The 24,756-nt window shown below is 64.0% G+C and carries 24 protein-coding genes, 2 tRNA genes and 1 pseudogene; 10 read left to right on the top strand and 17 right to left on the bottom strand.

The window, feature by feature from the left end:
* From KBY74_RS06950 to KBY74_RS06980, 7 genes and pseudogenes are all read right to left on the bottom strand, one after another.
* Positions 1 to 658, bottom strand: a pseudogene (locus KBY74_RS06950) (glucosidase); the annotation flags it as partial.
* Entirely contained in the window at positions 655 to 2,172 is a 1,518-nt protein-coding gene (locus tag KBY74_RS06955; protein WP_254942065.1) for a GMC oxidoreductase, read from the bottom strand. The gene KBY74_RS06955 and the pseudogene KBY74_RS06950, both read right to left, overlap by 4 nt.
* A gap of 10 nt (positions 2,173 to 2,182) precedes the next feature.
* On the bottom strand, positions 2,183 to 2,761 hold the full coding sequence (locus tag KBY74_RS06960; protein ID WP_254942066.1) for a heme-copper oxidase subunit III: 579 nt from the start codon (positions 2,759 to 2,761) through the stop codon (positions 2,183 to 2,185).
* Complete coding sequence (locus KBY74_RS06965; RefSeq protein ID WP_254942067.1) at positions 2,758 to 4,434, bottom strand: cbb3-type cytochrome c oxidase subunit I; 1,677 nt, start codon at positions 4,432 to 4,434, stop codon at positions 2,758 to 2,760. Before KBY74_RS06965 ends, KBY74_RS06960 begins: the two co-directional genes overlap by 4 nt.
* A 5-nt stretch (positions 4,435 to 4,439) precedes the next feature.
* Entirely contained in the window at positions 4,440 to 5,387 is a 948-nt protein-coding gene (locus KBY74_RS06970) for a cytochrome c oxidase subunit II (RefSeq protein ID WP_254942068.1), read from the bottom strand.
* Positions 5,384 to 6,004, bottom strand: coding sequence for a DUF2231 domain-containing protein (locus KBY74_RS06975; RefSeq protein ID WP_254942069.1), 621 nt, complete (start codon positions 6,002 to 6,004; stop codon positions 5,384 to 5,386). The genes KBY74_RS06970 and KBY74_RS06975 overlap by 4 nt, the downstream gene beginning before the upstream one ends.
* Entirely contained in the window at positions 6,004 to 6,501 is a 498-nt protein-coding gene (locus KBY74_RS06980; RefSeq protein ID WP_254942085.1) for a DUF2231 domain-containing protein, read from the bottom strand. The genes KBY74_RS06975 and KBY74_RS06980 overlap by 1 nt, the downstream gene beginning before the upstream one ends.
* A gap of 155 nt (positions 6,502 to 6,656) precedes the next feature.
* Here KBY74_RS06980 and KBY74_RS06985 point away from each other — a divergent pair, with 155 nt between their 5' ends.
* Complete coding sequence (locus KBY74_RS06985) at positions 6,657 to 7,175, top strand: HdeD family acid-resistance protein (protein ID WP_254942070.1); 519 nt, start codon at positions 6,657 to 6,659, stop codon at positions 7,173 to 7,175.
* Here KBY74_RS06985 and ggt read toward each other — a convergent pair.
* The 3 genes from ggt to KBY74_RS07000 are packed head-to-tail and all read right to left on the bottom strand — an operon-like array spanning position 7,144 to position 13,221.
* On the bottom strand, positions 7,144 to 8,934 hold the full coding sequence (ggt, locus tag KBY74_RS06990; RefSeq protein ID WP_254942071.1) for a gamma-glutamyltransferase: 1,791 nt from the start codon (positions 8,932 to 8,934) through the stop codon (positions 7,144 to 7,146). The genes KBY74_RS06985 and ggt overlap by 32 nt on opposite strands.
* Positions 8,931 to 12,746, bottom strand: coding sequence for a hydantoinase B/oxoprolinase family protein (locus KBY74_RS06995; RefSeq protein ID WP_254942072.1), 3,816 nt, complete (start codon positions 12,744 to 12,746; stop codon positions 8,931 to 8,933). Before KBY74_RS06995 ends, ggt begins: the two co-directional genes overlap by 4 nt.
* Positions 12,730 to 13,221 (bottom strand): YajQ family cyclic di-GMP-binding protein, encoded by a 492-nt coding sequence (locus KBY74_RS07000; RefSeq protein WP_254942073.1) that lies wholly within the window; start codon positions 13,219 to 13,221, stop codon positions 12,730 to 12,732. Before KBY74_RS07000 ends, KBY74_RS06995 begins: the two co-directional genes overlap by 17 nt.
* 85 nt (positions 13,222 to 13,306) lie before the next feature.
* Here KBY74_RS07000 and KBY74_RS07005 point away from each other — a divergent pair, with 85 nt between their 5' ends.
* On the top strand, positions 13,307 to 13,726 hold the full coding sequence (locus KBY74_RS07005) for an MAPEG family protein (RefSeq protein WP_254942074.1): 420 nt from the start codon (positions 13,307 to 13,309) through the stop codon (positions 13,724 to 13,726).
* A 9-nt stretch (positions 13,727 to 13,735) separates the two neighbouring features.
* Here KBY74_RS07005 and KBY74_RS07010 read toward each other — a convergent pair whose 3' ends face one another.
* Genes KBY74_RS07010 through ebsA form a run of 3 tightly spaced genes read right to left on the bottom strand, consistent with a single transcriptional unit; the run spans position 13,736 to position 15,808 of the window.
* On the bottom strand, positions 13,736 to 14,248 hold the full coding sequence (locus KBY74_RS07010) for a DNA-protecting protein DprA (RefSeq protein WP_254931240.1): 513 nt from the start codon (positions 14,246 to 14,248) through the stop codon (positions 13,736 to 13,738).
* Between the two features lie 36 nt (positions 14,249 to 14,284).
* Entirely contained in the window at positions 14,285 to 15,382 is a 1,098-nt protein-coding gene (locus KBY74_RS07015) for a phosphotransacetylase family protein (RefSeq protein ID WP_254942075.1), read from the bottom strand.
* A gap of 36 nt (positions 15,383 to 15,418) precedes the next feature.
* Positions 15,419 to 15,808, bottom strand: coding sequence for a type IV pilus biogenesis protein EbsA (ebsA, locus tag KBY74_RS07020; protein ID WP_254942076.1), 390 nt, complete (start codon positions 15,806 to 15,808; stop codon positions 15,419 to 15,421).
* A gap of 67 nt (positions 15,809 to 15,875) precedes the next feature.
* Between ebsA and KBY74_RS07025 the strand changes: the two genes are divergently transcribed.
* A complete protein-coding gene (locus tag KBY74_RS07025; RefSeq protein ID WP_254942077.1) occupies positions 15,876 to 16,616 on the top strand; it encodes an NAD-dependent epimerase/dehydratase family protein in 741 nt (246 codons plus the stop codon).
* On the opposite strand, the gene map is transcribed toward KBY74_RS07025, so the two are convergent.
* Positions 16,613 to 17,470, bottom strand: coding sequence for a type I methionyl aminopeptidase (gene map, locus KBY74_RS07030; protein WP_254942078.1), 858 nt, complete (start codon positions 17,468 to 17,470; stop codon positions 16,613 to 16,615). The genes KBY74_RS07025 and map overlap by 4 nt on opposite strands.
* Positions 17,471 to 17,619: 149 nt before the next feature.
* Between map and rplS the strand changes: the two genes are divergently transcribed.
* The 4 genes from rplS (at position 17,620) to gltX (ending at position 20,231) form a co-directional block, all read left to right on the top strand.
* A complete protein-coding gene (rplS, locus tag KBY74_RS07035) occupies positions 17,620 to 18,102 on the top strand; it encodes a 50S ribosomal protein L19 (RefSeq protein WP_254942079.1) in 483 nt (160 codons plus the stop codon).
* A gap of 92 nt (positions 18,103 to 18,194) precedes the next feature.
* A tRNA-Trp gene (locus KBY74_RS07040) sits at positions 18,195 to 18,267 on the top strand.
* Between the two features lie 352 nt (positions 18,268 to 18,619).
* Positions 18,620 to 18,693: transfer RNA gene (locus tag KBY74_RS07045), tRNA-Asp, on the top strand.
* An 83-nt stretch (positions 18,694 to 18,776) separates the two neighbouring features.
* A complete protein-coding gene (gene gltX, locus KBY74_RS07050; protein ID WP_254942080.1) occupies positions 18,777 to 20,231 on the top strand; it encodes a glutamate--tRNA ligase in 1,455 nt (484 codons plus the stop codon).
* Here gltX and KBY74_RS07055 read toward each other — a convergent pair.
* Genes KBY74_RS07055 through KBY74_RS07065 form a run of 3 tightly spaced genes read right to left on the bottom strand, consistent with a single transcriptional unit; the run spans position 20,163 to position 22,197 of the window.
* Entirely contained in the window at positions 20,163 to 21,413 is a 1,251-nt protein-coding gene (locus KBY74_RS07055; protein WP_254942081.1) for a cation:proton antiporter, read from the bottom strand. The two genes, gltX and KBY74_RS07055, sit on opposite strands and share 69 nt — an antisense overlap.
* Positions 21,410 to 21,652, bottom strand: coding sequence for a hypothetical protein (locus tag KBY74_RS07060; protein WP_254936598.1), 243 nt, complete (start codon positions 21,650 to 21,652; stop codon positions 21,410 to 21,412). Before KBY74_RS07060 ends, KBY74_RS07055 begins: the two co-directional genes overlap by 4 nt.
* Positions 21,610 to 22,197, bottom strand: coding sequence for a DUF1643 domain-containing protein (locus KBY74_RS07065; protein ID WP_254942082.1), 588 nt, complete (start codon positions 22,195 to 22,197; stop codon positions 21,610 to 21,612). Before KBY74_RS07065 ends, KBY74_RS07060 begins: the two co-directional genes overlap by 43 nt.
* A 33-nt stretch (positions 22,198 to 22,230) precedes the next feature.
* Between KBY74_RS07065 and KBY74_RS07070 the strand changes: the two genes are divergently transcribed.
* The 3 genes from KBY74_RS07070 to KBY74_RS07080 form a co-directional block, all read left to right on the top strand.
* On the top strand, positions 22,231 to 22,569 hold the full coding sequence (locus KBY74_RS07070; RefSeq protein ID WP_254942083.1) for a nucleotidyltransferase domain-containing protein: 339 nt from the start codon (positions 22,231 to 22,233) through the stop codon (positions 22,567 to 22,569).
* Positions 22,566 to 22,958: a HEPN domain-containing protein gene (locus tag KBY74_RS07075; protein WP_254942084.1), complete on the top strand. Its 393-nt coding sequence runs from the start codon at positions 22,566 to 22,568 to the stop codon at positions 22,956 to 22,958. Before KBY74_RS07070 ends, KBY74_RS07075 begins: the two co-directional genes overlap by 4 nt.
* A 41-nt stretch (positions 22,959 to 22,999) precedes the next feature.
* Positions 23,000 to 24,756, top strand: a 1,757-nt coding sequence (locus tag KBY74_RS07080) for a 5'-3' exonuclease H3TH domain-containing protein (protein ID WP_315859043.1), incomplete at its 3' end; no start/stop codon positions are given.

The raw sequence follows: 24,756 nt of genomic DNA on the forward strand, positions 1-24,756 counted from the left end.
AGCCCCAGGCCCAGGTGTTGCGCATCCACAGGGTGGGCAACAGGGTGAGGGGGGCGGGATCGGGGCCGCGATTGATGACCCGGATGCGAATCAGCAGATCGGTGGCTGACGCCTTGGCATACTCAATAAAGACGTCGAAGTAACGACTTTCGGCAAAGATGCCCGTATCTACCAGTTCATATTCAGGCTCACTGCGGCTGCGCCGCCCGTTTTCATCCACCAGCCGCTGGTAAGGGAATTCGGCCTGGGGATACTTGTAGAGCCCCCGCATGAAGCTGTGGGTGGGGGTGTTGGCGAGGTGGTAGTAGTAATCCTTGAGATCTTCACCGTGGTTGCCTTCAGGGTTGCCCAGCCCAAAAGGCCGCTCCTTAAGAATCGGGTCAACCCCATTCCAGAGTGCCAGGGAGAAACACAGCCGGCACTGCTCATCGCAGATCCCCAGCAATCCGTCTTCTCCCCAGCGGTAGACGCGTGAGCGGGCCTGATCGTGGGGGAAGGAGCGCCAGGCATCGCCGTCGGCGGAGTAGTCCTCCCGCACCGTGCCCCACTGGCGATCGGGCAGGTAACTGCCCCACCGGGTCCAGGGCTGGAGGCCCTGGTCGCGCTCCTGGATGCGGGCGGACTCAGGAATGGTTGTCAGCGGGGGAGTTGACGTCATCGGAGGGATGCCTTGAGGCCATCGGCGATGCGCAGGGCATTGGCGATCACGGTGAGACCGAAGCCCATGGCCGGACAGGCCGGGAAGACACTGGCATCGGCGATGGTGAGGTTGGCCACCTCGTGGCTGCGGCCCTTCAGGTCCACCACCGACGTAGCCGGGTTGTCGCCCATGCGACAGGTGCCGCAGCTGTAGCCCATGGCCGATAGGGGTGCCTCACCGCGGGGATGGGTGGGGGCTTCCTTCACCACATGGCAATCCGGATCGGCCTCCACCGCCTTGAGGGTGTCGATCCAGCGGTACACGAGGCGGTCATGGGCCTCGCGGTTGTTGGCCAGATAGGTGATCTGAATACGATCCCCCCGCAAACTGACGCGGTTGTGGGGGTCGGGCAGCACCGGACTCATGGCCCACCAGGAGATCGAGCGGGAGGCGAGCTGCTCGAGGCCGAAATTAGGCAGCAGCTTGGTCACCAGCGAGAGCACCGGTGGCGATTCAGCAAACAGGGCGTCCTGCAAAACACCGCCACCGTTCTGAATCGAACCCAGTGGGAAGGAGACGTTCTTGTCGCCCCAGAGGTAGTCGTTGATGCCGTAACTGCGCCCATAGCGACCGCTGTTGGCTTCAGTGGCGAGCTGCAGGATGGAGGTGAGCTGCAGCTTCATCAGGTTGCGGCCCACCTGGTCGGAGCCGTTGGCCAGGCCCCGGGGATGGCGATCGGTGGCCGAGCGCAGCAGGATCGCGGCGCTGTTGATGGCGCCGGCGGCCAGCACCACCTGATGGCCCATGAACAACCAACTTTGGCCATCCACCAGGGCCTCAACCCCTCGCACCTCCGTGCCACTGGGATTGACATGCAGTCGCTGCACCTGGGCGCCGGTTTGTACCACCACCGCGGTTGAAGCGCGGGCCGGATCCACTCCGAACAGCTCAGCATCGCCGGAGGGATCGGCCACCGATTCCGACAAGCTTTGGGGTAGGTGGTAGGGATTCACCCCCTGGCGCCCTAGGGCCAGCCGCAACTCCTCAAAGAACGGCTCCACGGGCTTGGGGGCCATGGCGTAGTCGGCGCCCGCTCGCGGTTCGGTGGGATCCACACCCCGCTGACCATGCACCCGATATAGGGCCTCAGCTTGGTCGTACCAGGGTTCGAAATCTCCGTAGCTAAGCCCCCAGGCTGGAGCCTGCCCGCCCTGTAAATGCAAGCCAGCAAACTCCTGCTCCCTCAGCCGCTCGAGCACCCCACCCCAGATCTTGGTGTTACCGCCTAAGGCGTAGATCGTCTGAGGCGAAAAGGGATCCCCGTCCGTGCCAAACCATTGCTCCTTGGGGTGGTAGCGGTCCTTGCGAAACAAATCCACATCGGCGACGTTCTGATCAGCGAGGGGCATCTGTTCGCCCCGCTCCAGCAGCAGCACTGCCAATCCAGATGAGGCAAGCGAATTGGCAAGGGTGCCGCCGGCAGCTCCACTGCCAATGACAATTACGTCGTAATGGTTGTCGTCGATGATCATGGATGGTTCCTCAGCTGCGCTGCCAGACGTAAAGGAGAACGAAGAGGATGATCCAAATCACATCCACAAAGTGCCAGAACAGGGATGTGGCCTGCACCCCCTGCTCTCCCCCCGCATAGTTCTGGGGGATAAATGACTTCACCAGCATCAGGCCCATCAGGAACACCCCTGTGGCCACATGCAGGCCATGAAAGCCGGTGAGAAGGTAGAAGGTGCCACCAAACACCCCACTGGTTAAACCAAACTGCAGACCACTCCACTCAACGGCTTGGCCGTAGAGGAAATAGGCCCCAAGGGCCATGGTGAGTAGCCAGAAAGCCCGAAATCCCATCAGATTCCCCTTGCTCATGCAGCGCTCTGCCAGCCAGATCGTGCCCGAACTAGAAATCAATACGACCGTGTTGAGCAGGGGCGTGCGCCACTCGAGGCCTTCCACACCGGGGGGAAGCCAATTGAGCGCAGCGGTTTTCAGCAGTGCAAAACCGCTAAAGAATGCCAAAAAGATGACACTCTCAGAACAGAGAAAGATGATGAAGCCAGTGAGGTTGTGCTTCGGGTGCTCAGTGTTCAAATGAGGTGTAGCAGTCATGCGCTGGCCTCCTGAAGGGTGAGCTGATTTTCAATCTCTGCCTGGTGCTCAACAAGTGGCTCTCCAGTGCCGTAACCATAGGGGCGTGAAATCACGGTCGGCACATGCTCACCAAAGTTGTCTTCAGGTGGCGGTGATGGCAGCAGCCACTCAAGACCAATGGCATTCCAGGGGTTATGGGGGGCTTTCGGGCCCCGTACCCAGGCACTCACCATATTGAGGAGAAAGGGAATAATAGACACTCCCAGCAAGAAGGCGCCCAGGCTAGCCAGCACATTCCAGAAGGCAAATTCCGGGTCGTAGCTAGAAACCCGCCGGGGCATGCCCATCAGTCCCAGGGGATGCATAGGCAAGAAGTTGAGGTTGGCCCCAACAAAGGTGAGCAAAAAATGGACCTTGCCAAGGCCCTCGTAGGGCATGCGGCCAATAAATTTGGGAAACCAGTGATAGATAGCGGCAAAGATTCCCATCACCGCTGCCCCATAGATCACATAGTGGAAATGACCCACCACGAAATAGGTGTTCGATACATGAATATCGACCGGCACCGTGGCAAGCATGATGCCGGTGATGCCAGCGAACACAAAGTTGAACAGGCCACCCAGGCAAAAAAGCATCGGTGTGGTGAGTCGCAGTTTGCCGCGCCAAATGGTGCCCAGCCAGGCAAACACCTTCACCCCCGTGGGCACGGCAATCAGCATGGTAGAAAACATAAAGAAGTTACGCATCCACTGCGCTACCCCACTGGGGAACATGTGGTGCACCCACACAACTAAACCCAGTGCCACGATGATGAAGGAGGCCAGGCAGACGTAGACGTAGCCGAATAGTGGCTTGCGTGAGTAAACCGGGAACAGCTCTGAGAAGATGCCAAACACCGGCAGGATGATCACATACACGGCCGGGTGTGAATAAAACCAGAAAAAGTGCTGATAAAGCACAGGGTCGCCACCTCCCTCTGGCTGATAAAAGCTGGTGCCAAAGCTGAGGTCCATCAGCAACATCACCGCCCCACCGGTAAGGGCCGGAAGCCCGATCAACTGCAGGCTTTGGGCGGCAAGAGCCGTCCAGCAATACACGGGCATCCTGAAGAAACCCATGCCAGGAGCTCGCATCCGCAGAATCGTGGTCACGAAATTGATCGCGCCCATGATCGAGGAAACCCCCGAAAGGGCCACGGCTGTGATCCACAGGCCTTGGCCGTTAATAAAGTGGCCAAGCGGGTTCTGGGTGCTAACCGGTGGATAGGACCACCAGCCGGAATAGGCCGGCCCACCAGGAACGAAAAAGCTGCCGATCAACAGGGCACCAAAAATGGGCACCAGCCAGAAGGCCACCGCATTTAGCCGCGGAAAGGCCATATCTGGAGCGCCGATCATTGTGGGGATCAGCAGGTTGTTGAGGCCATTCAGCACCGGAAAGATGAACAGGAACAGCATGATGGTTCCGTGCATCGTGTAGATGCCGTTGTACACCGTGCGATCGACCAGGTCGGCCGCTGGCGTGATCAGTTCACCGCGGATGATCATGGCCAGCAGGCCACCGATCAGAAAGAAGAAAAAGGCCGTAACGATGTACTGAATGCCAATCACCTTGGCATCGGTGTTGAAGCCGAAGTAGCGGCTCCAGGAGGTGTTTTCGGGAGGACTGGGCGGGAAGGTAGCGGAGGTCATCGGGCTCAGGCGTCGTGCGGCAGAGAGTTGGATCCGGGAACGTTCACCTGGGGCGGTGGAGCTGGCGGCACGGTGGCCCAGCCTGGATTTTTCAGCTGTTTGCGCTCGCCGTACTCGATTACTGCATCACTTAAACCGGGCTGCAGCGGCTGGCTAGCGGCGTTCTTCAGCCAAGCCTGGTAGGCCTCGGAGCTCTCGACCACCACATCGGCCTGGTTGGCGGCAAACCAGGTGCCACTGAACTGGGAATCGCGCAGGCGGTAGCGCCCCTCCCGCGTTGGAGTGAGATTGAAGTTGATCGCCCGGCCAGGAATTACGTCCTGCTTGAGGCGGAAGGCCGGAATGAAAAAGCCATGAATTACGTCGTCTGACACCAAACGGAAGCTGACGGGCTGATCAACCGGCAGGTGCAGCTCGGTCGTGGACACATTGGCGCTTGGATAGCGAAATTCCCAAGACCACTGGCGAGCAATCACCTCCACCTGCTCGGCCGGCAAGCGATCGGCGTCGTAGCCCCCCTGGTCTTCCACCGGATTAGCCAAATGGATGTGCTCCATCGGCCCAAGAACTCCGAGTTTGGTGTTGACGCGCATGGCGTAAACCGCGATGGCCATCACCAGCAGTAAGGGAATGACCGTCCAGATCACCTCGAGCCGGGTATTTCCCTCAATCGGCTCCGCATCGCTCTCGTCGTATTTCTCAGCGCGGTGCTTAAGCAGCACCCAAGCCATCACCGACACCACCGCCCCAAACACGAAAGTACCGACGCCCGTTTCAAAGCTGAACAGCCCATCAACCAGTGGTGCCGCGGTAGATGCCTGCACCGGCAGCCAGCTGTAGGACTGCTGGGCCATCCACCAGCTCAAGGCCACCAACACCCCAATCCAAGCCAGCAAGCCGGCCAGGCCGACGCTGCTGATTGGTGGGCGGGAGCGGTCAGAGGAATTACTCACGGCAGGGCCTCCTTGAGATCAGCGCCAGAGGCAAGAAGTTGGTCGGCGGTGATGTGAACACCGAATTCAGCTGCAAGCTCGGCGCCGAGGGTGCCGTGCAGCCCGATCACAAGAAATAAGCCCAGGCCCACCAGCAGGTAGAGCCACTGCACCTGACGCCCCATGTCACGACGCCAGACAAAGCGCTGATAACCCCGCCACACAGTCATGGCGACGATCACAAGCAGGATCACAACCCCACCGACGCCATGCACAAGCATCGTTTCCATGCTCTTTAGCCCGATGCTGCTTGTAACTCCGGGCAGGGGCACCGCCAGCAGCATCTCGTAGAAGCCAGCGGCCACCGTGAAGAAGGTAACGATGGCGCAGGCCAGCAGGTTGTACCAACCCACATCGTGAAAGCCACCGCGGGTTACGGGCAGGGCTAGGAAGCGGAACACCCGCTTCTCCACCGGATAGAGGGCGCCGGCAATATCGAAGGCGATGGCAATCACGAATAGACCGATCGTGAAATGCACCAGGTTGGGGTGAATTGGCAGGGCATAGGGCAGCCCATTGGGCCCAAGATCAGCTGCCAACTGCTCAATCGGTGAGCCCGCCGGAATGAAGGCAGCCATCACACCAGCCCTGAGCGCATGGCTTGCACCACCGGCACCGTGTGCAGGCCGTACACCCAGATGAGTTGGTTGCCGAGGGTCACCTGCAACACGATCAGGGCACTGAGCAGGCCTCCCGCGCCTAGAAATGCCAAGGGCAACTGCTGGGGGTCCTTACTGCGAATTACATAACGCCAGCCCGACATCATCGACAGCACTCCAGCCAGCGACCAGCCGATCGTGCTGTGCAGGTTGAGAATGTCGCGGGAGGCGCCATAGGGATTGGCCAGCCCCGCCTCAACCTGTCCGAACATGATCGCCACAAAAATAGCTGCAGTGGCAAACAGCAGGTTCCAGAAACTGACCTCAAACAGCGCTGACCGGCGGGTCACCACTCCGATCAAATCAAATACAAAAGAGATCAGCCCCATGGCGATTACGAAGTGCACAACGATCGGATGGATGGTGTCCATCCAAGGGAGGTTGTGCTCGTTGAGCGGCGGCAGCAGCTCAAGCATGGTGCCCATACCAAACACGATTGATCTCCACGTTGGAGAGAGCCAACCAGCAACGCCGAAAGCCGTGATGCTTTGCTACACAGCCATGAGCATTTCCTGACAGCGGGCCCTTGTTGCGCGGCGATTAAAGTTGAAAGCTAATTGCTTTTATTCCGGTGACAGTTCCTGCCTCTCCCGCCCTGCGCTGGGTCACCGCAGTCCTGCTTTTTGCTGCGGCCGGGCTGTCGGTGGTGCTGCCATTTGTCTCGGCCACCTTGCTCACCATCGCCGTTGGGGCCGTATCAGTGATTGCCGGGGTGTCCCAAATTCTGCGTCTCACTGGCGAAGCCGATATCAAAGGAAAAATCTTCCGCCTGTTCTCCGGCCTGCTTTATCTGGGCGGTGGCGTCTGGGTGCTGGCATTCCCAGTTGCCAGCGAGGTGAGCTTGACGCTGTTTGTCGGCTTCCTGCTTGCTTTCGAGGGCGTAATGGAGCTAGCCGCCGCGGCCACCGGCCAGGGAGCGGCTCGCGGCTTGGTGCTGATTGACGGCATCGTCACCGCCGTACTCGGCGGCATGCTGATTGCCGAATGGCCCTCCGACAGCATCTGGGCGATCGGCATGTTGTTTGGCATTGGCATGGCGTTTTCCGCCATCAACCTGCTCACGGCCCCACCAAGCCAGCCGGCCAGTTGAGCGGCAGCTCGCCAATGGCCGCCGCATCGAGGCGGCGGGGATCAGCCACCCCCAAGCTGCCTCCATCAGGAAGCACCTCAACGCTGTTTGCCGATCCCATGGCGGCCGTAACGACTACACGGTGGCCTTTTGCTTCCAGCAATCCCACCGTGTCAGGGCTCAGTCCCTGTTCCACGCTGATCTGATCGGGCCATAGCTGGGAGTGAATGCGGGGGCTGGCCACGGCTGAGGCCAGGTTCAGGCCATGCACCAGGCGGTTGAGCAGCACCTGCAACACGGTGGTGATGATGCGACTGCCGCCAGGGCTGCCGGTAGCCAACCAGGGCCGGCCATCGGGGCGAAACACCAGGGTGGGCGTCATCGAGCTCAGTGGTCGTTTGCCTGGAGCGATGGCGTTAGCGCTGCCCTGCACCAGCCCGTAGGCATTGGCCACGCCGGGTTTGGCAGTGAAGTCGTCCATCTCGTTGTTGAGCAGGAAACCGGCGCCGGGAACGCTGATGCCACTGCCATAGGCGAAGTTGAGGGTGGTGGTGAGGGCCACCATCCCGCCCTGAGGGTCGGCCACTGAAAGATGGGTTGTGTTGGTACCACCTGCCTGGAAGCCCTGGGCCGCTAGCTCGCTGGCGGGGCGATGGCGCTGAAGCTGGATCTGGGCCCGCAACCGCTCCGCATGGGCCGCACTCAGCAAGCGCTCCAACGGCATCTCCACCTGATCGGGGTCGCCTAGCCAGTGGTTGCGATCGCGATAGGCAAGGTTCATCGCCTCCACCATCCGGTGCAGGCTGGCGGCGCTGTTGAGACCCAGCTCAGCCAGGGACATGGGCTCGAGCACCTGGAGCAGTTGCAGCAAAGTGACGCCACCACCACTGGGGGGCGGCATGGTGAGCACCGGATGGTTGCGGAATCTTGCCTGCAGGGGGCGCACCAGCTGGGCCCGGTAGCCCTTGAGGTCGGCATGGCTAATCAGGCCGCCCCGTTGGCGCATCAAGGTCACCAATGCGTCAGCGATCGGGCCCTCGTAAAAGCCTGGTTCGCCCTGGGCGGCGATGCGCCGCAGGCTGGCGGCAAGCAGGGGCTGGCGCCACAGCTGGGCAGGCCGCAAGGGGCGCTTGAGAAACAGCTGGCTGGAGGAGGGGTCTGTCTGCAGCAGCGGTGTGCCCTGGCGCAGGGAATCAGCCAATTCCTTACCCACCGGAAAACCGCGACTAGCCAGGCGGATCGCCGGCGCCAGCACCGCGGCCCGCGAGAGCCGGCCATAACAGCGCTGGCTCAGCAGTAAGCCAGCGGGGCTGCCAGGCACGGCCACACTCAACAGGCTGCGGGTGGCTCGCTCACGATCCACCTCGCCTTCGGGGCCGAGGAACATCCCAGCGGTGGCTGCCAGGGGCGCCGTCTCGCGAAAGTTGACGGCCACTGCCGTGCCACGGCCAATGCGCAGCTCCGGGGAGGTAGGGCAGCCCCGGCCCGCAGCCGGTGATGGTCCGGGCAGCCACAGCACCAAAAAACCACCGCCGCCGAGGTTGCCCGCCTGGGGCAAGGTGACCGCCAAGGCAAAGGCCGTGGCCACCGCCGCATCCACCGCATTGCCGCCGCTGGCCAGGATTTCAGCGCCCGCCAGCGATGCCCAGCGCTCCTGGCTTGCCACCATGCCGGCGGCAGACCACTGGGGGTGGAAGCGCTGGCTGCGCTCCTGCAGCACCTCTGCCTGGGCTGGTGCGGCCAGCAGCGTCGCCAGCCCAACTAGCAGCCGTCGCTTCATGGTCTGCCCGGGGCGCCGTAGCCCCCACCGCCTGGTGTCTCAATGCGCAGGGCTTCACCGGGCTGGAGCTCCAGCTCGCAGCAGCCGTCGAGCTGCCGGCTCGAGCCATCAACCCCGATCCAGGTGTTGCGGCCGCAGGCGCCCGGCAGCCCGCCGGCCAACCCCGCGGGAGCCACCCGCCGCGCACCTGAGATCAGGGCAACGGTCATCGGGGCCAAAAAACGCAACTGCCGCACCGCCCCAGCGCCTCCCCGAAACCGCCCATCCCCGCCCGATCCGGCCCGGATCCCAAAGCGCTCCAGCCGCACCGGAAAGCGCGTTTCCAAAATTTCCGGGTCGGTGATACGGGAGTTGGTCATGTGGCTCTGCACAGCGGCGGCCCCGTCAAAGCCGGCACCACCGGGGCGGATGCCAGCACCGCTGCCCCCACCGATCGTTTCGTAGTACTGGCATTGGCCATTGCCAAAGCTGAGGTTGTTCATCGTGCCCTGGGCGGCGGCTTGCACCCCCAGCGCCGCAAACAGAGCGTTGGCTGCCGCTTGGGAGATTTCCACATTGCCGGCAACCACCGCCGCCGGTGGCTTGGGATGCAGAAGGGAGCCGGGCGGCACAATCAGCTCGATTGGCTCGAAGCAACCGGCATTGAGGGGGATCTGTTCGCCCACCAAGCAGCGAAACACGTAGAGCACCACAGCCTTAGTTACGGCTAAAGGGGCGTTGAGATTGCCGCTGTGCTGGGGCGAGGTGCCGCTGAAGTCAACCTGAACCCGGCGAGCCCCAGCGTCGATGCGAACAGCTACCTGGATGAAGGCGCCGTGGTCGAGCTCCACCCTGGCAGAGCCGCTGCTGAGGTGAGCAAGTGCCTGGCCCACCGCCTCGGCACCGTGGGCTTGCCCATGGGCCATGTAGGCCCGCACCTCGTCGAGGCCGTGGCGCTCAATCAAGCGCCCCAGCTCCTGAACACCCAGCCGATTAGCCGCAGCCTGGGCCTGCAGATCGGCAAGCAACTGGTCGGGGTTGCGTACTGGATGGCTACCTGCAGCTAATCGCTGCCGCCACAGCGACTCATCAAAGTTGCCACTACTCAAAAACGGCACGTTGTCGAGTAGCAGGCCCTCATCGTCGATGCTGCGACTGAAGGCCGGCATCGAGCCCGGGGTGATGCCGCCCACATCGGCGTGGTGGCCGCGGCAGGCCACAAAAAACAACGGGGTCCCAGCCTGGGAGTCGCCCAAGCCAGGGACAAAAACCGGCGTAATGGCGGTGATGTCTGGAAGGTGGGTGCCGCCGTTGTAGGGATTGTTTGACAACACCACATCGCCAGAAGCCAATGGGGGGCGCTCGCCCCGGGCGATGGCGGCAAGCAGGCTGACCACGCTGTCGCCCATCGAACCGAGGTGCACCGGGATATGGGGGGCATTGGCTACCAGCTGACCCGCCGCATCGAAGAGGGCGCAGGAGAAATCCAGCCGCTCGCGGATGTTCACCGAGCGGGCGCTCTGCTGCAGCCGCCCACCCATCTGCTCGGCGATGGCCGCAAAGCGGTGGTTGTAGAGCTCAAGCAGGGTGGGATCGGGCCCCTGCTCCACAACTTCAACAGCCTGTTCAACAGCCTGGTCAACCCCGCTGCTGGCCGCCGCCGCGCCTTCCCGCTCCAACAGCAGGGCTCCATCGGCTAGCACCAGGGCTTGCCAGCCGGGCTCCAGCACGGTGGTGGTGGTCGCATCGACAACCAGGGCTGGCCCCGCGAGCCTCTGCTGGGGCTGCAGCTGGGAGCGCTGCCACAGCGGCACCGGCCTCCAGCCAGCCGCCTCGCCCAGCCACAGGGGGGTGGTTGGGGCAAGCGGGGCTGCGGCAACAGCTCCAGCCACCGCCTGCCCTCCAGCAACAGCATCCCCCCCAACCACCGCCGGGGGGGCCAGCTCCACCAGCAGGCGCTCCACGATCCAGTCTTTGCCCACCGGGCCATAACCGAAGCGCTGCAGATGGGCGGCGCTAAAAGCTCGCTGCAGGTCTTCAACCCCTTGCTCGTTGGGCAACCACGCCACCTCCAGCCCCCGCTCGCTGCCGGCAGCCCGCAGCTCCAGCTGCACCCCAATCCGGCCAGAGGCCCCCTCGGCCAAATCCCCCAGCCGGCGCAGGTCGGCGAGCCCCTGCTGCTCCAGCTCGGCGCAGCGCTGACGCAGCAGGGGCAGGCTGTCGGGGCGCAGCGGCAACCGCGGCGAGCACTCCAGCAGCAGCCTCTGCTCGGCCATGCCGAGGCCATAGGCGGAAAGCACCCCCGCCAAGGGGTGGAGCAACACCCGCTTCACAGCCAGCACCTCAGCCAGGCGGCAGGCATGCTGACCTCCAGCCCCGCCGTAGCTCACCAACAGGGCCTCGCGCAGGTCGTGGCCGCGTTGGATCGAGATGCGGCGCAGGGCTTCCGCCATCGTTTCAATGGCGATCTGCAGGGCCCCTGCCGCCAGCCGCTCCGGGGTGATACAAGGTGCCACCGCGGCCATCTCAAGCGCCAGCTCCGCAAACCCTCGCCGCACCGCTTCCCCATCAGCGGGTTGGTCGCCCTTGGGGCCAAACACCTCTGGCAGGGCGGCAAGCGGCAGACGGCCCAGCAGCACGTTGGCATCGGTGATGGTGAGCGGCCCGCCGCGGCGGTAAGCCGCCGGACCGGGATCAGCTCCTGCAGAAACTGGCCCAACCTGCAGCCGCCTGCCGTCAAAGCGCAGCACCGAGCCGCCGCCAGCAGCCACGGTGTGAATCGGCAACATCGGAGCTTGCAATTCCAGCCCAGCGATCTGGGTGGCAGGGCTGCGCTCCCAGGCCAGATCACCGCCAGCGCTTGAGAGGCAGCGGTCATCGAAATGGAACACATCGGTGGAGGTGCCACCCATGTCGAAACCAACGATCGGCTGCGGCGGCAACCCAGCGGCAGCAAGGGCCCTCCGGCCCACTGCCACGGCGCCCACCATGCCTCCGGCCGGCCCCGAGAGGATCGTGTCTTTGGCCAGCAGCAGCTCAGGCGCTGCCAGAGCCCCACTGGATCGCATCACCCGCAGCCGGGTTGCGGGCCCCAAGGCCCGCTGCACCTGGCGCAGGTAGCGGCCCAGCACCGGCGCCACCGCCGCCTCCACCAGGGCGGTCTGGCCGCGGGGCACCAGCCTTGGCTGACCACTGAGCCGATGGGAGAGCACCACGGACTCGAAGCCCAGGGGTGCGAGCCACTGCTCCAGCTGCAGCTCCTGGCTGGAATTGCGGGTGCTGTGCAGCAGGGCCACCGCGCAACTGCTGTAGCCGTCGGCCTGGGCTTGCAGCAGCAGCTGCTGCAAATCCTCTCCCCACTGGAGCGGTGCAAGCTCGAATCCCTGCGCATCCAGGCGCCCCTCCACCTCCAGCACCCGCACCCGCAAGGGGTTGGGCCGCTGAATGGCCAGGGCAAAGAGGTCGGGGCGGTGCAGGTCGCCGATGCTGAGCAGGTCGGCAAAGCCGCGATTGATCAGCAGCACCACCCCGGCGCCGCGCTGCTCCAGCAAGGCGTTGGTGGCCACGGTGGTACCGAGCCTCACCTCCCGCACCAATCCCAGCGGCAGGGGGCTGCCGGCCATAACGCCGGGCTCCCGGCTCAGCAGCGCAGCTATGGCACGGACGGCCGGGTCCCCCGGGCACTCCGGCTGCACCGACAGCACCTTGCGCACCACCAGCTCGCCGGCGGGGCTGCATCCCACCACGTCTGTGAAGGTGCCACCCCGATCAACCCAGAACCGCCAACCAGGGGCGGAACAAGCCGGCTGCACCGGCTCAGCGGTAGTTCTCAAACTGCAAAGGCACTTCCACGTCCTGGGCTTTGAGCAGGTTGATCGCCTGCTGCAGGTCGTCCTTGTTTTTGCCGGTGATCCGCAGGCTTTCGCCCTGGATCGAAACGGTCACCTTCTTGAGCTCGTCGCGCACGGTTTTGCTCAGCTGCTTGGCCAGCTCAGAGCTCAACCCTTTGCGCAGTTTCACCACCTGCTTGACCCGGTTGCCCCCCACGGGTTCAGGGCTCTGGAAGTCAAAAATCTTCAGCGAGAGGTTGCGCTTGGTTGCCTTCTGGCGCAGCACGTCCTCCACGGCCTGAAGGGTCATGTCGCTGGCGGTGGTGATGGTGAGGCTCACCTCCTCCACCTCGATTTCGGTATTGGAATCCTTGAGGTCGTAGCGGGTGCCCACGTCGCGGCGCACCTGATCGATGGTGTTGACGAGCTCCTGGCGATCGAAATCGCTCACCACATCGAAGGAATAGGTGTCGGCCATGGGGCGCAGTTTGGAGGTCGGAGACGTTCACGGATCGTAGGGGCGGCCTGTCAGCCTGACCAAGCACTGATTGCGCCTGCAGTTCATGACCTCCGCCCTCGCCCCTTTCGCCTGGTCGTTGCTGCTGGCAGCTGGCGTGGTGGTATTCAGCACCGTGCCCCTGGGCGCCGCCCGCTCCCAGGCCAATTTCCAGATGGCCGACCTGGCCGCCCCGCGGGCGATGTTTGAGCGGCTGCCGGCCTGGGGCAAGCGGGCCGCCTGGGCCCACCAAAACTGCTTTGAGGCCTTCACCCTGCACGCGCCCGCTGCCCTGCTGTGCCTGGTGGCGGGTGTCACCAGCCCGGTAGCCATCGCCGCGGCCTGGATCCATCCCCTGCTGCGCCTGGCCTACATCGCCATGTACGTAGGCAACGTGCCACCGCTGCGAGGCCTCTGCTGGGCAGGCTCTCTCACCTGCAGCGGCTTGCTCTACGTGGAAGGCCTAAAAGCGCTGCTGGCCTCCTAGTCGTCAGATTTAATCGAAGAACATCACGCTCACCACCTTGCCCATGTCCTCCGCGACCCGGCAGCTGGCTAGCAAGGTTTCACTGTCGTGGAAGGCATAACAAATCAGCTGATCGCAACGACTGATGATGTCTTGGTTGCAGAGGCTGCTTGCCATCGGCAGGGGCAGCTCATCGTGCTCTGGCTTCTCCACCAGATGCAGCACTCGCTCCAATTGATCGCGAGACTCTCCGGGTTGGCGATCGAGGCTCTGGGGCAAAAGCACGGTGAGCCTGGCCGGATCAATCTCCAGCACGCTGCGAATCACCGCCGCATTAACGCCCTGAGATCCAGAGGTGATCAGATTGTGACCCTCCTGGGCCAGGGAGCGGGCCACTAATTCGACCAGATGGATCGAAACCACGGGCACATGGCGACTGCCCAAAATTGCAATCCGACGCTTGCTGCGGTCCTGGAGCATCGCCAGTTCCTGGGCCAGGGTGTCGATACGATCAATCGACGGAAGATCAAGGGACCGCGACACCAGTAGCCACCTGCCAGTCCTTTGAAACTAGCAGCGTTATTTCATTAACGCGGGCAACTGCAACCGAGCAAACAGGCGCTCGAAATTGCAATGCTCTTCCACCAGCCGGAAGGCAAAGCTTGCCTTCACCACTTCGTGCAGACGCACATGACCAAAGGCCTGCTCAATCACTTCCACCGTAGTGAGGGTGTCGTGCTCCACCTTGAGCAGGGGCACTTCGAGCTCCTCGGCCCGGTTGAGCAGCTGGGGCAGCGGATCTCCAGCGCCCGTGAGAATCAGGCACTGGGTTGAGGCCTCCAGGGCTGCCAGCTGAATATCGGTGCGATCAGCGCCCGTCACCACCGCCATGTTGCGGCGACGCCGGAAAAACTCCATTGCCGAGTTGACGTTCATGGCGCCAATCGAGAGGGTTTCCACCAGGAGATCGAGCCGTTCCGGGCAGCACAGCACCTGGGCACCGAGCCGCAGGGCCAGCTCCTCCACCGTGACACTGCGCAGCAGCGGGCTCTGGGGCATGACGCCAAGCACCGGCAAACCAAGGCGCTCCAGGGCAGGTACCACTTCGGCGCACAGCTGGGCCACAAGCCCCGGCTTAACGGCATTGAGTATCACCCCCGCCAGATGCTCACCCAACTCGGCCTGAGCCGCCAGGAGCGGGTCGATGCTGCAGCTATCGATCCAGGGATGCACCAGCAACACCGATGCCTCCAAGCCCCGGGCCAGCTGGGCCAGGCTGAGGCCGTAAAGCAATCCCTCATGCAGGCTGCCGGCGGCTTCCAGCAGGGTGAGCCCGTCGCTGGCGGCGGCCAGCTGCTGACGCAGCTGCTCAAAACCCGAGCCGGGATCCAAGTCACCCTGCAGCAGCCGCCGCTCTGCCGTGGCCGGATCGAGCACATGCAGGGAGGGAATCAGGTTGGCTTCCGGAAGCCCCAGGGTGGCGCCGATGAAACGCACATCGGCATCCAGCAGAGGCGCCTGGCTGGCAGGATCCACCGGGCTATCGAGGCTGGTGGCTAGGGGCTTGCCAAAACGCACCGGTACCCCTTGACGAGCCAGCTGGCGGGCCATGCCAAGCACCACCGCCGATTTGCCACTGAAGGATTCGCAGGAGCCGATCAGCAAGGTGGGGGCCATCGGTCAACCTCGCTTGGGGGTGTCTTGAAGCGAAATTTAGGCGGCGCTGCCCACTGGTTCGGTAGCAAGGGGCGGCTGACCCAGCAAAAGCCATTGCCAGAAACTCGCCGGCAACTGCTCCCCTTCCCGATCCATCAACCACTGCACCAGCTGGTGGCAGGGCAGCTCAAAGCTGTATTTCACCTCTGGCAAGTGAGGGAAAGTCAAATCGCAGTGGAGAATTTCCTGGGGTGCCGTCTCACCACTCCAGCTCAGCCGCAGCATGTGGCTACGCCCCCCCTGCAGCAGGCGCTTACCGGCCCAATCGCCCGCCAGCAGGATCGCCAAAGCACTCTCTAAAGACATCAGCCGTCCCAGCCCACCGCAGTAGGGAGCAAATAGGGGCACTAGGGGGGCAACAGACTCGGGGATCATGCCAGTGGGCATCAAGGCGGCGTATACGTCAACTATCTCCAGCCATGCTGACGCGTCGGCCGCCGTTTATGCCAGGCAGATGACCAATTTTGATGGATGCCGGATCGCGATTACCGGTGCGAGCGGCAGCCTGGGTCGGGCCCTACTCCAGGAGCTAGCCCAGCAGGGCGCCTCACTGGTAGCCCTCACCAGCAGCAGCGAACCTCTGCTCCTGCTGGATCCTGCTGGCACAGCGATTCCCTTAGAGCAGGTCTGCTGGCAATGCGGCCAGGAGCAGGAGCTACGTGGGCTACTGGAGCGGGTAGACATCCTGGTGCTGAACCACGGCATCAACCAGCAACAACTCCGCAGCCGCTCTGCCACGGCGCTTGCCCTGGAGGTGAATGCCCTGAGCAGCTGGAGGCTGCTGGAGCTGTTTGCCGAGGTGGTGGAACAAAGCCCCCGGCCAGAGCGGCCCAAGCCAGAGGTGTGGATCAACACCTCGGAGGCGGAGATCCAGCCCGCCCTCAGCCCTCTCTATGAACTGAGCAAACGGCTGTTAGGCAGTTTGGTGAGCCTGCGTGCCCTGGATCTCTCTGGTGCCAGCGGGCCCCTGCGCATCCGCAGGCTGGTGCTGGGGCCATTCCGCTCAAGCCTCAACCCAATCGGGGTGATGGGGCCAGGATTCGTGGCCAATCAGGTACTTGCCCAGGCCCGATTAGGGCTCAGCCTGATCATCGTGACCCCAAACCCCCTCACCTATCTGTTGATGCCGCTAAGCACCCTGGCGCGTTGGGGCTACTTCAAGCTGCTGACGCGGCCAAGCCCCGACCAGCCCTAGAAATCGCGGTCGGTGAGGATTTCGCAACCGTCGCTGGTTACGGCGATGGTGTGTTCCCACTGGGCCGACCAGCTGCCATCAACGGTCACCACGGTCCAGCGATCCTTGAGGGTGCGGCAGGCCTTGCTGCCGGCGTTGAGGATCGGCTCCACCGCCAGGGTCATGCCCGGGCGCAGCTTCATGTTGGGCAGATCTCGGGTGCGGAAGTTGAACACCGAGGGCTCCTCGTGCAGATTGCGGCCCACTCCATGGCCCGTGTAGTCCTCCACCACCGCAAAACCGTGGGCCTCGACGTGGTCTTGGACCGCTCCAGCAATGTCGAGCAAGGTGTTGCCCGCCTTGATCTGGCGCAGCCCTTGCATCAGCGATTCCTGGGCCACCCGGCAGAGGGTCTGGGCCTCCTCGGTGGCGTCTTCACCTACACAAAGGCTGACGCAGCTGTCGCCGTGATAGCCGTCGAAGTAGGCACCGGTATCGATCTTCACCAGGTCGCCGGCCTGAATAACCCGTTTGCTGTTCGGGATGCCGTGGACTACTTCGTTGTTGATTGAGGCGCAAATACTGGCCGGGAAACCGTGATACCCCTTGAAACTGGGAGTAGCACCCATCTCGCGGATGCGCTTCTCGGCATGGCGATCGAGGTCGCCGGTGCTCATGCCGGGAGCCGCCAGCTCCAGAATTTCACGCAGCACCGTGGCCACAATCCGGCTGGCCTTGCGCATGGTGTCGATCTCGCGGGCCGACTTGATTTCAACGCCGCGCCGTCCCTTCTGGATGCGTGGACCGGTTTCAACGGTGGGGGAGGCAACCGCCGCGCCCTTGGTGCTGGCCAGTAGGTCGGCAAACAGATTCATGCAATGACCCACCGGCAGCTATCCGGCAGCGATGTAGGGCAGAACTGAAAGCTACCAATGGGACTGGACCGCTGTGGCAAAGCCGGAATAGAAAACGGGGCACCACGAGCCGGTACACTGCATCTTTGGCCAGGCGTAGCGGAGCTGAGATGGCAACGGAGTCGACAGAAAATCAAGCGGCTGATCAGGTGGTAGACGCCACCGTGAGCACTGCAGCTCCTGCGGCCACCGCGGTGCAAGAAAAACCCGCAGCCACGAAGGCCAAAACCGGCAAACTCAGCGCCCAAGAGCTGATCCGGGCCTTTGAGGCAGAGCAACTTAAAGACGAGCTGCCCGACATTTACGTCGGCGACACCGTCAAGGTGGGGGTGCGCATCCGCGAAGGCAATAAGGAGCGTGTTCAGCCCTATGAGGGCGTGGTGATCGCTAAGCGCCATGGCGGCCTCAACGAAACGATCACGGTGCGCCGGATCTTCCAGGGCATTGGCGTGGAGCGGGTCTTCATGCTTCACAGTCCTCAAGTTGCCTCCGTCAATGTGGAGCGCCGAGGTAAGGTGCGTCGGGCGAAGCTCTTCTACTTGCGCGACCGGGTGGGTAAAGCCACGCGCGTCAAGCAACGCTTCGACCGCTGAGGTTGCCAACGCAACGTCAGCCTGCCGTCTTGAGATTCCTCTAGACAGCTGGCTGATTAGCTGCGGTCTCCTATTTACGGGGCATCGGCCATGCGCCGTTAGTTCAGTTGGTAGAACGCAGGTCTCCAAAACCTGATGTCGGGGGTTCAAGTCCTCCACGGCGCGTTCGATGCCCCAATTTGCAGTTTGCTGGTTTGAGCATGGAGTTGGATTTACAACCCGGGGATGTGGTCAAGGTGCTCGAATCAGCCGCTCTGGGCTGGGTTCGAGCTCGGGTGATCCGGGTGAAATCCGGTGGCAGGGTGGTTGTGCAGAGCGATCAAGGTCGTGAATTCACAGCCAGAGGCAATCAGGTTCGTTTGATTGAGCCAGCAGGGTTTAGGCCTTGACATTCATGCGGCTTTAATGCCGATCCGCAATGCCGGTCTGCCCTAAACCAATTGGTTGACGAGCGGACCGGCCATCACGGATACTTTCAAAGTCGCCTCGGCGACACAGCTAGCTTAAAAAGCTGCCTGGGACTGTAGTTCAACCGGTTAGAGCACCGCCCTGTCACGGCGGAAGTTGCGGGTTCGAATCCCGTCAGTCCCGTTCCATTTCAATTAGGAGTTGCCACTGTGGATGCTGCGCAGTTCGTAGCAGGGCAACCTTGTTCAGAAACAACCCCGTCGGGAATGGCCCTGTCAGATCGCCATGTTCGTGTTCGCCTCGCCCCGAGCCCAACGGGCACGCTGCACATAGGCACGGCCCGCACTGCGGTTTTCAACTGGCTTTATGCCCGCCGCCTGGGCGGTCAGTTTTTGCTGCGCATTGAAGACACCGATAAAGAGCGCAGCAAGCCCGAATACACCACCAACATCCTCGAAGGGCTGCAGTGGCTGGGGCTGCAATGGGATGGCGAACCCGTGATTCAGAGCGCTCGCATCAGCGAGCACCGGGCCGCCATCGAGCAACTGCTTGCATCCGGCCACGCCTACCGCTGCTACGCCAGCGAGGCGGAACTCACCGCCATGCGGGAGCAGCAGGCGGCCAGCAAGCAGGCCCCCCGCTACGACAACCGCCACCGCGACCTAACCGCCGAGCAGCAACAGGCCTTCATCGCCGAGGGGCGCCAAGCCACCATCCGCTTCCGCATCGACGACGACGCCACAATCACCTGGAGTGACCTGGTGCGGGGCGAAATGCGCTGGGCCGGCGCCGATTTAGGTGGCGACATGGTGATAGCCCGCCGCGCCGCCGCCGACCAGATCGGCGACCCCCTCTACAACCTGGTGGTGGTGGTGGACGATGCCGCCATGGCGATCAGCCATGTGATCCGCGGCGAAGACCACATCGCCAACACTGCCAAACAGCTCCTGCTTTATCAAGCCCTTGGCGCCGAGCCACCGGTGTTTGCCCACACCCCCCTGATCCTCAATCAAGAGGGCAAGAAGCTCTCCAAACGCGATGGCGTCACCTCGGTGAGCGACTTTCGGCAGATGGGCTACACCGCTGAAGCCCTGGCCAACTACATGACCTTGCTGGGCTGGTCGCCGCCGGAGGGGATGGGCGAGCGCTTCAGCCTGGCTGAGGCCGCGGCCGCGTTTTCCTTCGAGCGGGTCAACCGCGCCGGCGCTCGCTTCGACTGGGACAAGCTCAACTGGCTAAACGGCCAGGTGCTGCACGAGCTGGGCCCCGAGGCCCTGCGGCAGCAGCTGCTGCCCCTATGGGCCGCCGAGGGCTGGCCGGCTGATTCCAGCGGCATCAGAGCAGATCCCGCCTGGCAGCTACAGCTATGTGAGCTGCTTGGCCCCTCCCTCACCCTGCTGGCAGACGGTGTTGACCAGGCCCGGCCGTTCTTCGCAACCCCGGCCCTCAACGAAGCTGCCAGCGCCCAGCTCGAACTCGAGGGTGCCCGCCCAGCTCTGGCAGCCCTGCTGGAGCAGTTGCCGTCGGGTGCCCTGGAGCCCGATCAGGCCCAGGCGCTGCTTGGCGAGGCCGCAACTGCCGCTGGCGTCAAGAAGGGCGTGATCATGAAGAGCCTGCGGGCAGCGCTGCTCGGCAGCCTCCAGGGCCCAGACCTACTGGCCACCTGGCTGCTGCTGCACCGATGCGGCGACGACCGCCCCCGCATCGCCCGCTGCCTCTGAGAGGCCAAGCCAGCGGGCCAGGGGGCCGGCGCTTAGGCCCTGCAGCCCCACGGTGAGCAGGATCGTCAGAAACACCAACCCCTGCAGACGACCGGCCCCCACCACTCCCGCCTGCTCAAGGCGAATCGCAAACAGACTGGCCACCGCCGCGGTAACGATGCCGCGGGGCGCCAGCCAGCTCATCAGGGCCCGTTGCGGCAGGCTGAAATCGAGGCCCCAGGTGGCCAGGCCGATGGCCACGGGGCGCACCAGCAGCATCAAACTCAGCACGCAGGCCACCCCTCCCCAGCCCAAGGGGCTGAGTTCGGCCCAGCTCACATCTGCAGCCAGCAGGGGAAAAAGCATCGTGATCGCCAGCTGGGCCAACTGACGAATCAACTCATCGAGCTCGGCGGCATCGGTATCGGGCCGGCGACCCACCACCACACCAGCAGCCACGGCCGCTGGCAGCCCCGATTCGGGCAGCAGCAACTCACAGCCACTAAACATCAGAAACAAGGTGCCCAAGGTGAGCTGGAGCCGCAGGGCCCCGGCCGGCTGGGCGGGGATGCGGCGCAGGGCTTCGGCCAGCAGCCAGCCGCAGAGCGCACCGATCGCCACACCGCCGCCGAGCCGTTGCAGCAGCCCCAGGGCCAGCTCCCGCCAGCCATGGAGGTCGCCAAGGGCCAGCTCCAAAAGCAGTAGCGCCAGGACTGCACCAATCGGCTCCAGGATCAGGCCCTCCCCCTCCAGCACCTCGCCCAGGGGCGGCGCCAGGCGGATCTGCCGCACCAGCGGGGTTACCACGGTGGGGCCAGTGGCCAGCACGATGGCGCTGAACACCGCCGCCAGCGACCAGTTCAGACCCGCCAACCAGTGGGCGGCCAGCAGGCCAGCGGCGAGGCCGAGCACCAGGCGCACCAGCACGATGCGCAGCACCGCCTGCTTGGTGGCTTCACCGGGCAGGCGCAGGTTGATGCCACCGTCAAACAGCACCAGGCTCACCAGCAGGCCCACCACCGTGCCCAGACCCGCACCCAGGTCGAGGGGCTCTACAAGGCCAAAACCGGAGCGGCCGATCACCAGGCCGGCGCTGAGCAGCAGCACCACCCCAGGCAAGCCGGTGAGCCAGGCCAGGGCCTGAGCTGTGGCCCCGGCAAAAACCGTGACCCCCCAGAGCAGACCCAGCCGCTCAGGCGTCATTCATCGAGGGCGTTGAACTTGGGCTCCACATGGATGCCAATCACGCCGTTGGGTCGCACCACCAGATACTCGCCCTCCATATCGCCGATCGGCACATTCACGAAGGCGTCTGGGGCGGAGGCGGTAAGCACCCCGCCATACCACTGCTGAAACGCCTCCAGGGTGGGGAAATGGACGGTTTCGGTCTGGCCGCCGCTCATATGCAGATGCACGGCATAGCGGCGGGGGATGCGGGACATGGGGGCGCGCCAGGCAGCGAAACGGAGGTGCCCACAGGATGCCCCAGGGTCTGTTGGTTGTGCCAGGTGAGTGACTGCAGCGCAACATCGCTGGCCACATAGAGGGGATGGCGGGGCTGGCCGGCGGCGGTGAGGCCCAGGGCCCAGAGACCACGCCCCTGCAACAAGGCCAGCACCTCCTGATCGCGCCGCCGCCAGGTGCCCTGGTTGCCCCAGCCCAGCCAGAGGGTGGCTTCAGGCTGGGCTGCCAGGCGCCGCCGGATCCAGGAATCAGCCTCTGCCCCCAACGGATCAGCTACGCGGCGCAGCACCGCCGGCGATGGGCTGATGCGCGCAAACAGGTTGAGCACCTCGAGGCTGCCGTAGCCCCAGCGCTGGGCAAAACCCAGCAGCCGCCGCAGGGTGGGATCGTTGCGCTGGCCATCGGCCCGCGACGGATTGAGGCCGATGAAGATCAGCCGTGGCGCCGCCGGCTGCCACAGCCGCTCCAGCCACCAGCGGTACTGGCCGCAGGGGCTGAAGGCGGCTGCCAGCGTGGTCGCCAAGACCGGATCCGTCACAGCTCCTAATCTGGGTCCATGGCAAGCCTGGCCGCTATTCGCAACTCACGCCGCCAGGAGCGGCTCTCTGCCCTACGACAAGGAGCAGCCGCCACAGCTGCCGGCTGGACAAACGCTGAGATTTGGCTGTTCGGCTCGCTAGCCCGCGGTGACTGGGACGCCTATTCCGACGTAGACCTGCTGGCCATCGCCCCCACCCAGGTGGCCGCAGATGCCTTGGCCGATGCGCTGCTTGAGGCACGGCTAGGTGACGACGTGCTTGCGCTGACCCAGGAGCGCTGGCAGCAACTGAAGCAGGGTGACGATCCCTACTGGCGGGCCATCGGCCGCGACGCCCTGCGCCTGGATCAGCAATGACTCCCCGGGTTGAGGCCTGGATTCGCCAGGCCCAAAACGATCTGGAGGCAGCGCGCTTCACGGCCGGCCAGGGGTTCCATGCCCAGGCCTGCTACCTGGCGGGTCAAGCCGCCGAAAAGGCGCTCAAGGCCCTGGTGCTGGCAGCCGGGATCACCCCGCCCTACAGCCACTCCCTCGAGAAACTGGTGGAACTGCTGCAACAGCAGGGCCTAGATCTCCCTGCCCTGGCTGAGCTGCATCTCAAGGCGCTGACGCGCATGAACAGCGCCAGCCGCTACCCCCAAGGCGATGAGGCCCCGGCTGATCTCTTCGATGCCAATGACAGCACCGCCGCCCTGGTCACTGCGGAGGCCGTGGTGCGGATCGCGGCAGCTCAATTGCAAGCCTGAGCTCTGGCAGGCTGACCCGACCCATTACCCCTTGCAGCAACGTGGCTCCTGGCACCAAGCCCCTGCTGCTGCTGATCGACGGCCACTCCCTGGCCTTCCGCAGCTTTTACGCCTTCGCTAAGGGGGGCGACGGGGGGCTGAGCACCAAGGCGGGTGTGCCCACCAGCGTCACCTACGGCTTCCTAAAGGCCCTGCTCGACAACTGCAAAGGCCTCAAACCCAATGGACTGGTGGTGGCCTTCGACACCGCCGAACCCACCTTCCGCCACGAGGCCGATGCGGCCTACAAGGCCCACCGGGATGAGGCGCCAGAGCACTTCTTCGCCGATCTGGCCAACCTGCAGCAGATCCTGGCCGAGAGCCTCGACATTCCGCTGGCGATGGCGCCGGGCTTCGAGGCCGACGACGTGCTCGGCACCCTGGCCAACCGGGCCGCCAACGCCGGCTGGCGGGTGCGGATCCTCTCGGGCGACCGCGACCTGTTCCAACTGGTAGACGACGAGCGCGACATCGCCGTGCTCTACATGGGCGGCGGTCCCTACGCCAAAAACAGCGGCCCCAGCGAGATCCGCCGCGAGGGCGTGATCGCCAAGCTCGGCGTCACCCCCGAAGAGGTGGTGGATCTCAAGGCGCTCACCGGCGACAGCTCCGACAACATCCCGGGCGTTAAGGGGGTGGGCCCCAAGACCGCCATCAGCCTCCTCAAAGAATTTGAACATGTGGACGGCATCTACGCGGCGCTGGAGGCCCTGGAGCAGGCGGGCCCCAAGGCCAAAGACCCCAAGGGCGTGCTCAAGGGTGCCCTGATCGACAAACTTCGCGCCGACAAAGACAGCGCCTACCGCTCGCGCATGCTGGCCGAGATCCTGATCGACATCCCCCTGCCCAGTGAGCCCCGGCTGGAGCTGGGGGCCGTGAAGGCCGACGCCCTGGCCGGCAGCCTCGAGGAGCTGGAGCTGTACAGCCTGGTGAAACAGGTGCCCAACTTCGCCCAGCTGTTCTCGGCCGTGCCGCCCCAGCCCAGGGAGGAATCCAGCCCCGCGGGCGGCAAGGCCGTCACAGCCACCGAAAAGGCACCCACGGCTGGTGAAACAGCCCATGCAACAAACGATGCAACAGCTCCAGATCAGCCAAACAGCAAGGCGCTGCCCCCACTCGAGCCCCAGCTGATCACCAGCCCCGAGGCCCTGGCAGCCCTGGTGCAGCACCTCAACAGCTGCACCGAAGTGGGCCGCCCGGTGGCCCTAGACACCGAAACCACCAGCCTCAATCCCTTCCAGGCCGAGTTGGTGGGGGTAGGGGTGGCCTGGGGCGATGGCCTGGCGGAGCTGGCTTACATCCCGATCGGCCACCAGCCAACCGCGGCGGCCGACCTACTCAGCGCCGCCCCGGAGGCCCCGTCCCAGCTGCCCCTAGCTGCGGTGCTCACCGCCCTGGCGCCCTGGCTGGCCAGCGCCTCCCACCCCAAGGCCCTGCAGAACGCCAAGTACGACCGGTTAATCCTGCTGCGCCATGGCCTGCCGTTGGAGGGCGTGGTGATGGACACGATGCTGGCCGATTACCTGCGCGATGCCGGCGACAAGCACGGCCTCGACGCCATGGCCGAGCGCAACTTCGGCTTCAGCCCCACCAGCTACAGCGAGCTGGTGCCAAAGGGCGCCAATTTCGCGTCCGTGGGGATCGCCGAGGCGGCGCTGTATTGCGGCATGGATGTGCACCTCACCTGGCGCCTGGCCCAGCTGCTGCGCCGGGAGCTCACGGCCATGGGCGATGCCCTGCCTGAGCTGCTCGCCCAGCT

Origin of the sequence: Cyanobium sp. A1C-AMD, assembly GCF_024346495.1 — a bacterium.
In the GTDB taxonomy this organism is placed as follows: Bacteria; Cyanobacteriota; Cyanobacteriia; order PCC-6307; family Cyanobiaceae; genus Cyanobium_A; species Cyanobium_A usitatum.

What these genes read in the sequence shown, in the direction of transcription:
- KBY74_RS06955 (WP_254942065.1), bottom strand. Translation starts at nt 2,172, where the DNA reads ATGATCATCGACGACAACCATTACGACGTAATTGTCATTGGCAGTGGA.
- KBY74_RS06960 (WP_254942066.1), bottom strand. Translation starts at nt 2,761, where the DNA reads ATGACTGCTACACCTCATTTGAACACTGAGCACCCGAAGCACAACCTC.
- KBY74_RS06965 (WP_254942067.1), bottom strand. Translation starts at nt 4,434, where the DNA reads ATGACCTCCGCTACCTTCCCGCCCAGTCCTCCCGAAAACACCTCCTGG.
- KBY74_RS06975 (WP_254942069.1), bottom strand. Translation starts at nt 6,004, where the DNA reads ATGGCTGCCTTCATTCCGGCGGGCTCACCGATTGAGCAGTTGGCAGCT.
- KBY74_RS06980 (WP_254942085.1), bottom strand. Translation starts at nt 6,501, where the DNA reads ATGCTTGAGCTGCTGCCGCCGCTCAACGAGCACAACCTCCCTTGGATG.
- ggt (WP_254942071.1), bottom strand. Translation starts at nt 8,934, where the DNA reads ATGAAGCGACGGCTGCTAGTTGGGCTGGCGACGCTGCTGGCCGCACCA.
- KBY74_RS07000 (WP_254942073.1), bottom strand. Translation starts at nt 13,221, where the DNA reads ATGGCCGACACCTATTCCTTCGATGTGGTGAGCGATTTCGATCGCCAG.
- KBY74_RS07005 (WP_254942074.1), top strand. Translation starts at nt 13,307, where the DNA reads ATGACCTCCGCCCTCGCCCCTTTCGCCTGGTCGTTGCTGCTGGCAGCT.
- KBY74_RS07015 (WP_254942075.1), bottom strand. Translation starts at nt 15,382, where the DNA reads ATGGCCCCCACCTTGCTGATCGGCTCCTGCGAATCCTTCAGTGGCAAA.
- ebsA (WP_254942076.1), bottom strand. Translation starts at nt 15,808, where the DNA reads ATGCCCACTGGCATGATCCCCGAGTCTGTTGCCCCCCTAGTGCCCCTA.
- KBY74_RS07025 (WP_254942077.1), top strand. Translation starts at nt 15,876, where the DNA reads ATGACCAATTTTGATGGATGCCGGATCGCGATTACCGGTGCGAGCGGC.
- map (WP_254942078.1), bottom strand. Translation starts at nt 17,470, where the DNA reads ATGAATCTGTTTGCCGACCTACTGGCCAGCACCAAGGGCGCGGCGGTT.
- rplS (WP_254942079.1), top strand. Translation starts at nt 17,620, where the DNA reads ATGGCAACGGAGTCGACAGAAAATCAAGCGGCTGATCAGGTGGTAGAC.
- gltX (WP_254942080.1), top strand. Translation starts at nt 18,777, where the DNA reads ATGGCCCTGTCAGATCGCCATGTTCGTGTTCGCCTCGCCCCGAGCCCA.
- KBY74_RS07055 (WP_254942081.1), bottom strand. Translation starts at nt 21,413, where the DNA reads ATGACGCCTGAGCGGCTGGGTCTGCTCTGGGGGGTCACGGTTTTTGCC.
- KBY74_RS07060 (WP_254936598.1), bottom strand. Translation starts at nt 21,652, where the DNA reads ATGTCCCGCATCCCCCGCCGCTATGCCGTGCATCTGCATATGAGCGGC.
- KBY74_RS07070 (WP_254942083.1), top strand. Translation starts at nt 22,231, where the DNA reads ATGGCAAGCCTGGCCGCTATTCGCAACTCACGCCGCCAGGAGCGGCTC.
- KBY74_RS07075 (WP_254942084.1), top strand. Translation starts at nt 22,566, where the DNA reads ATGACTCCCCGGGTTGAGGCCTGGATTCGCCAGGCCCAAAACGATCTG.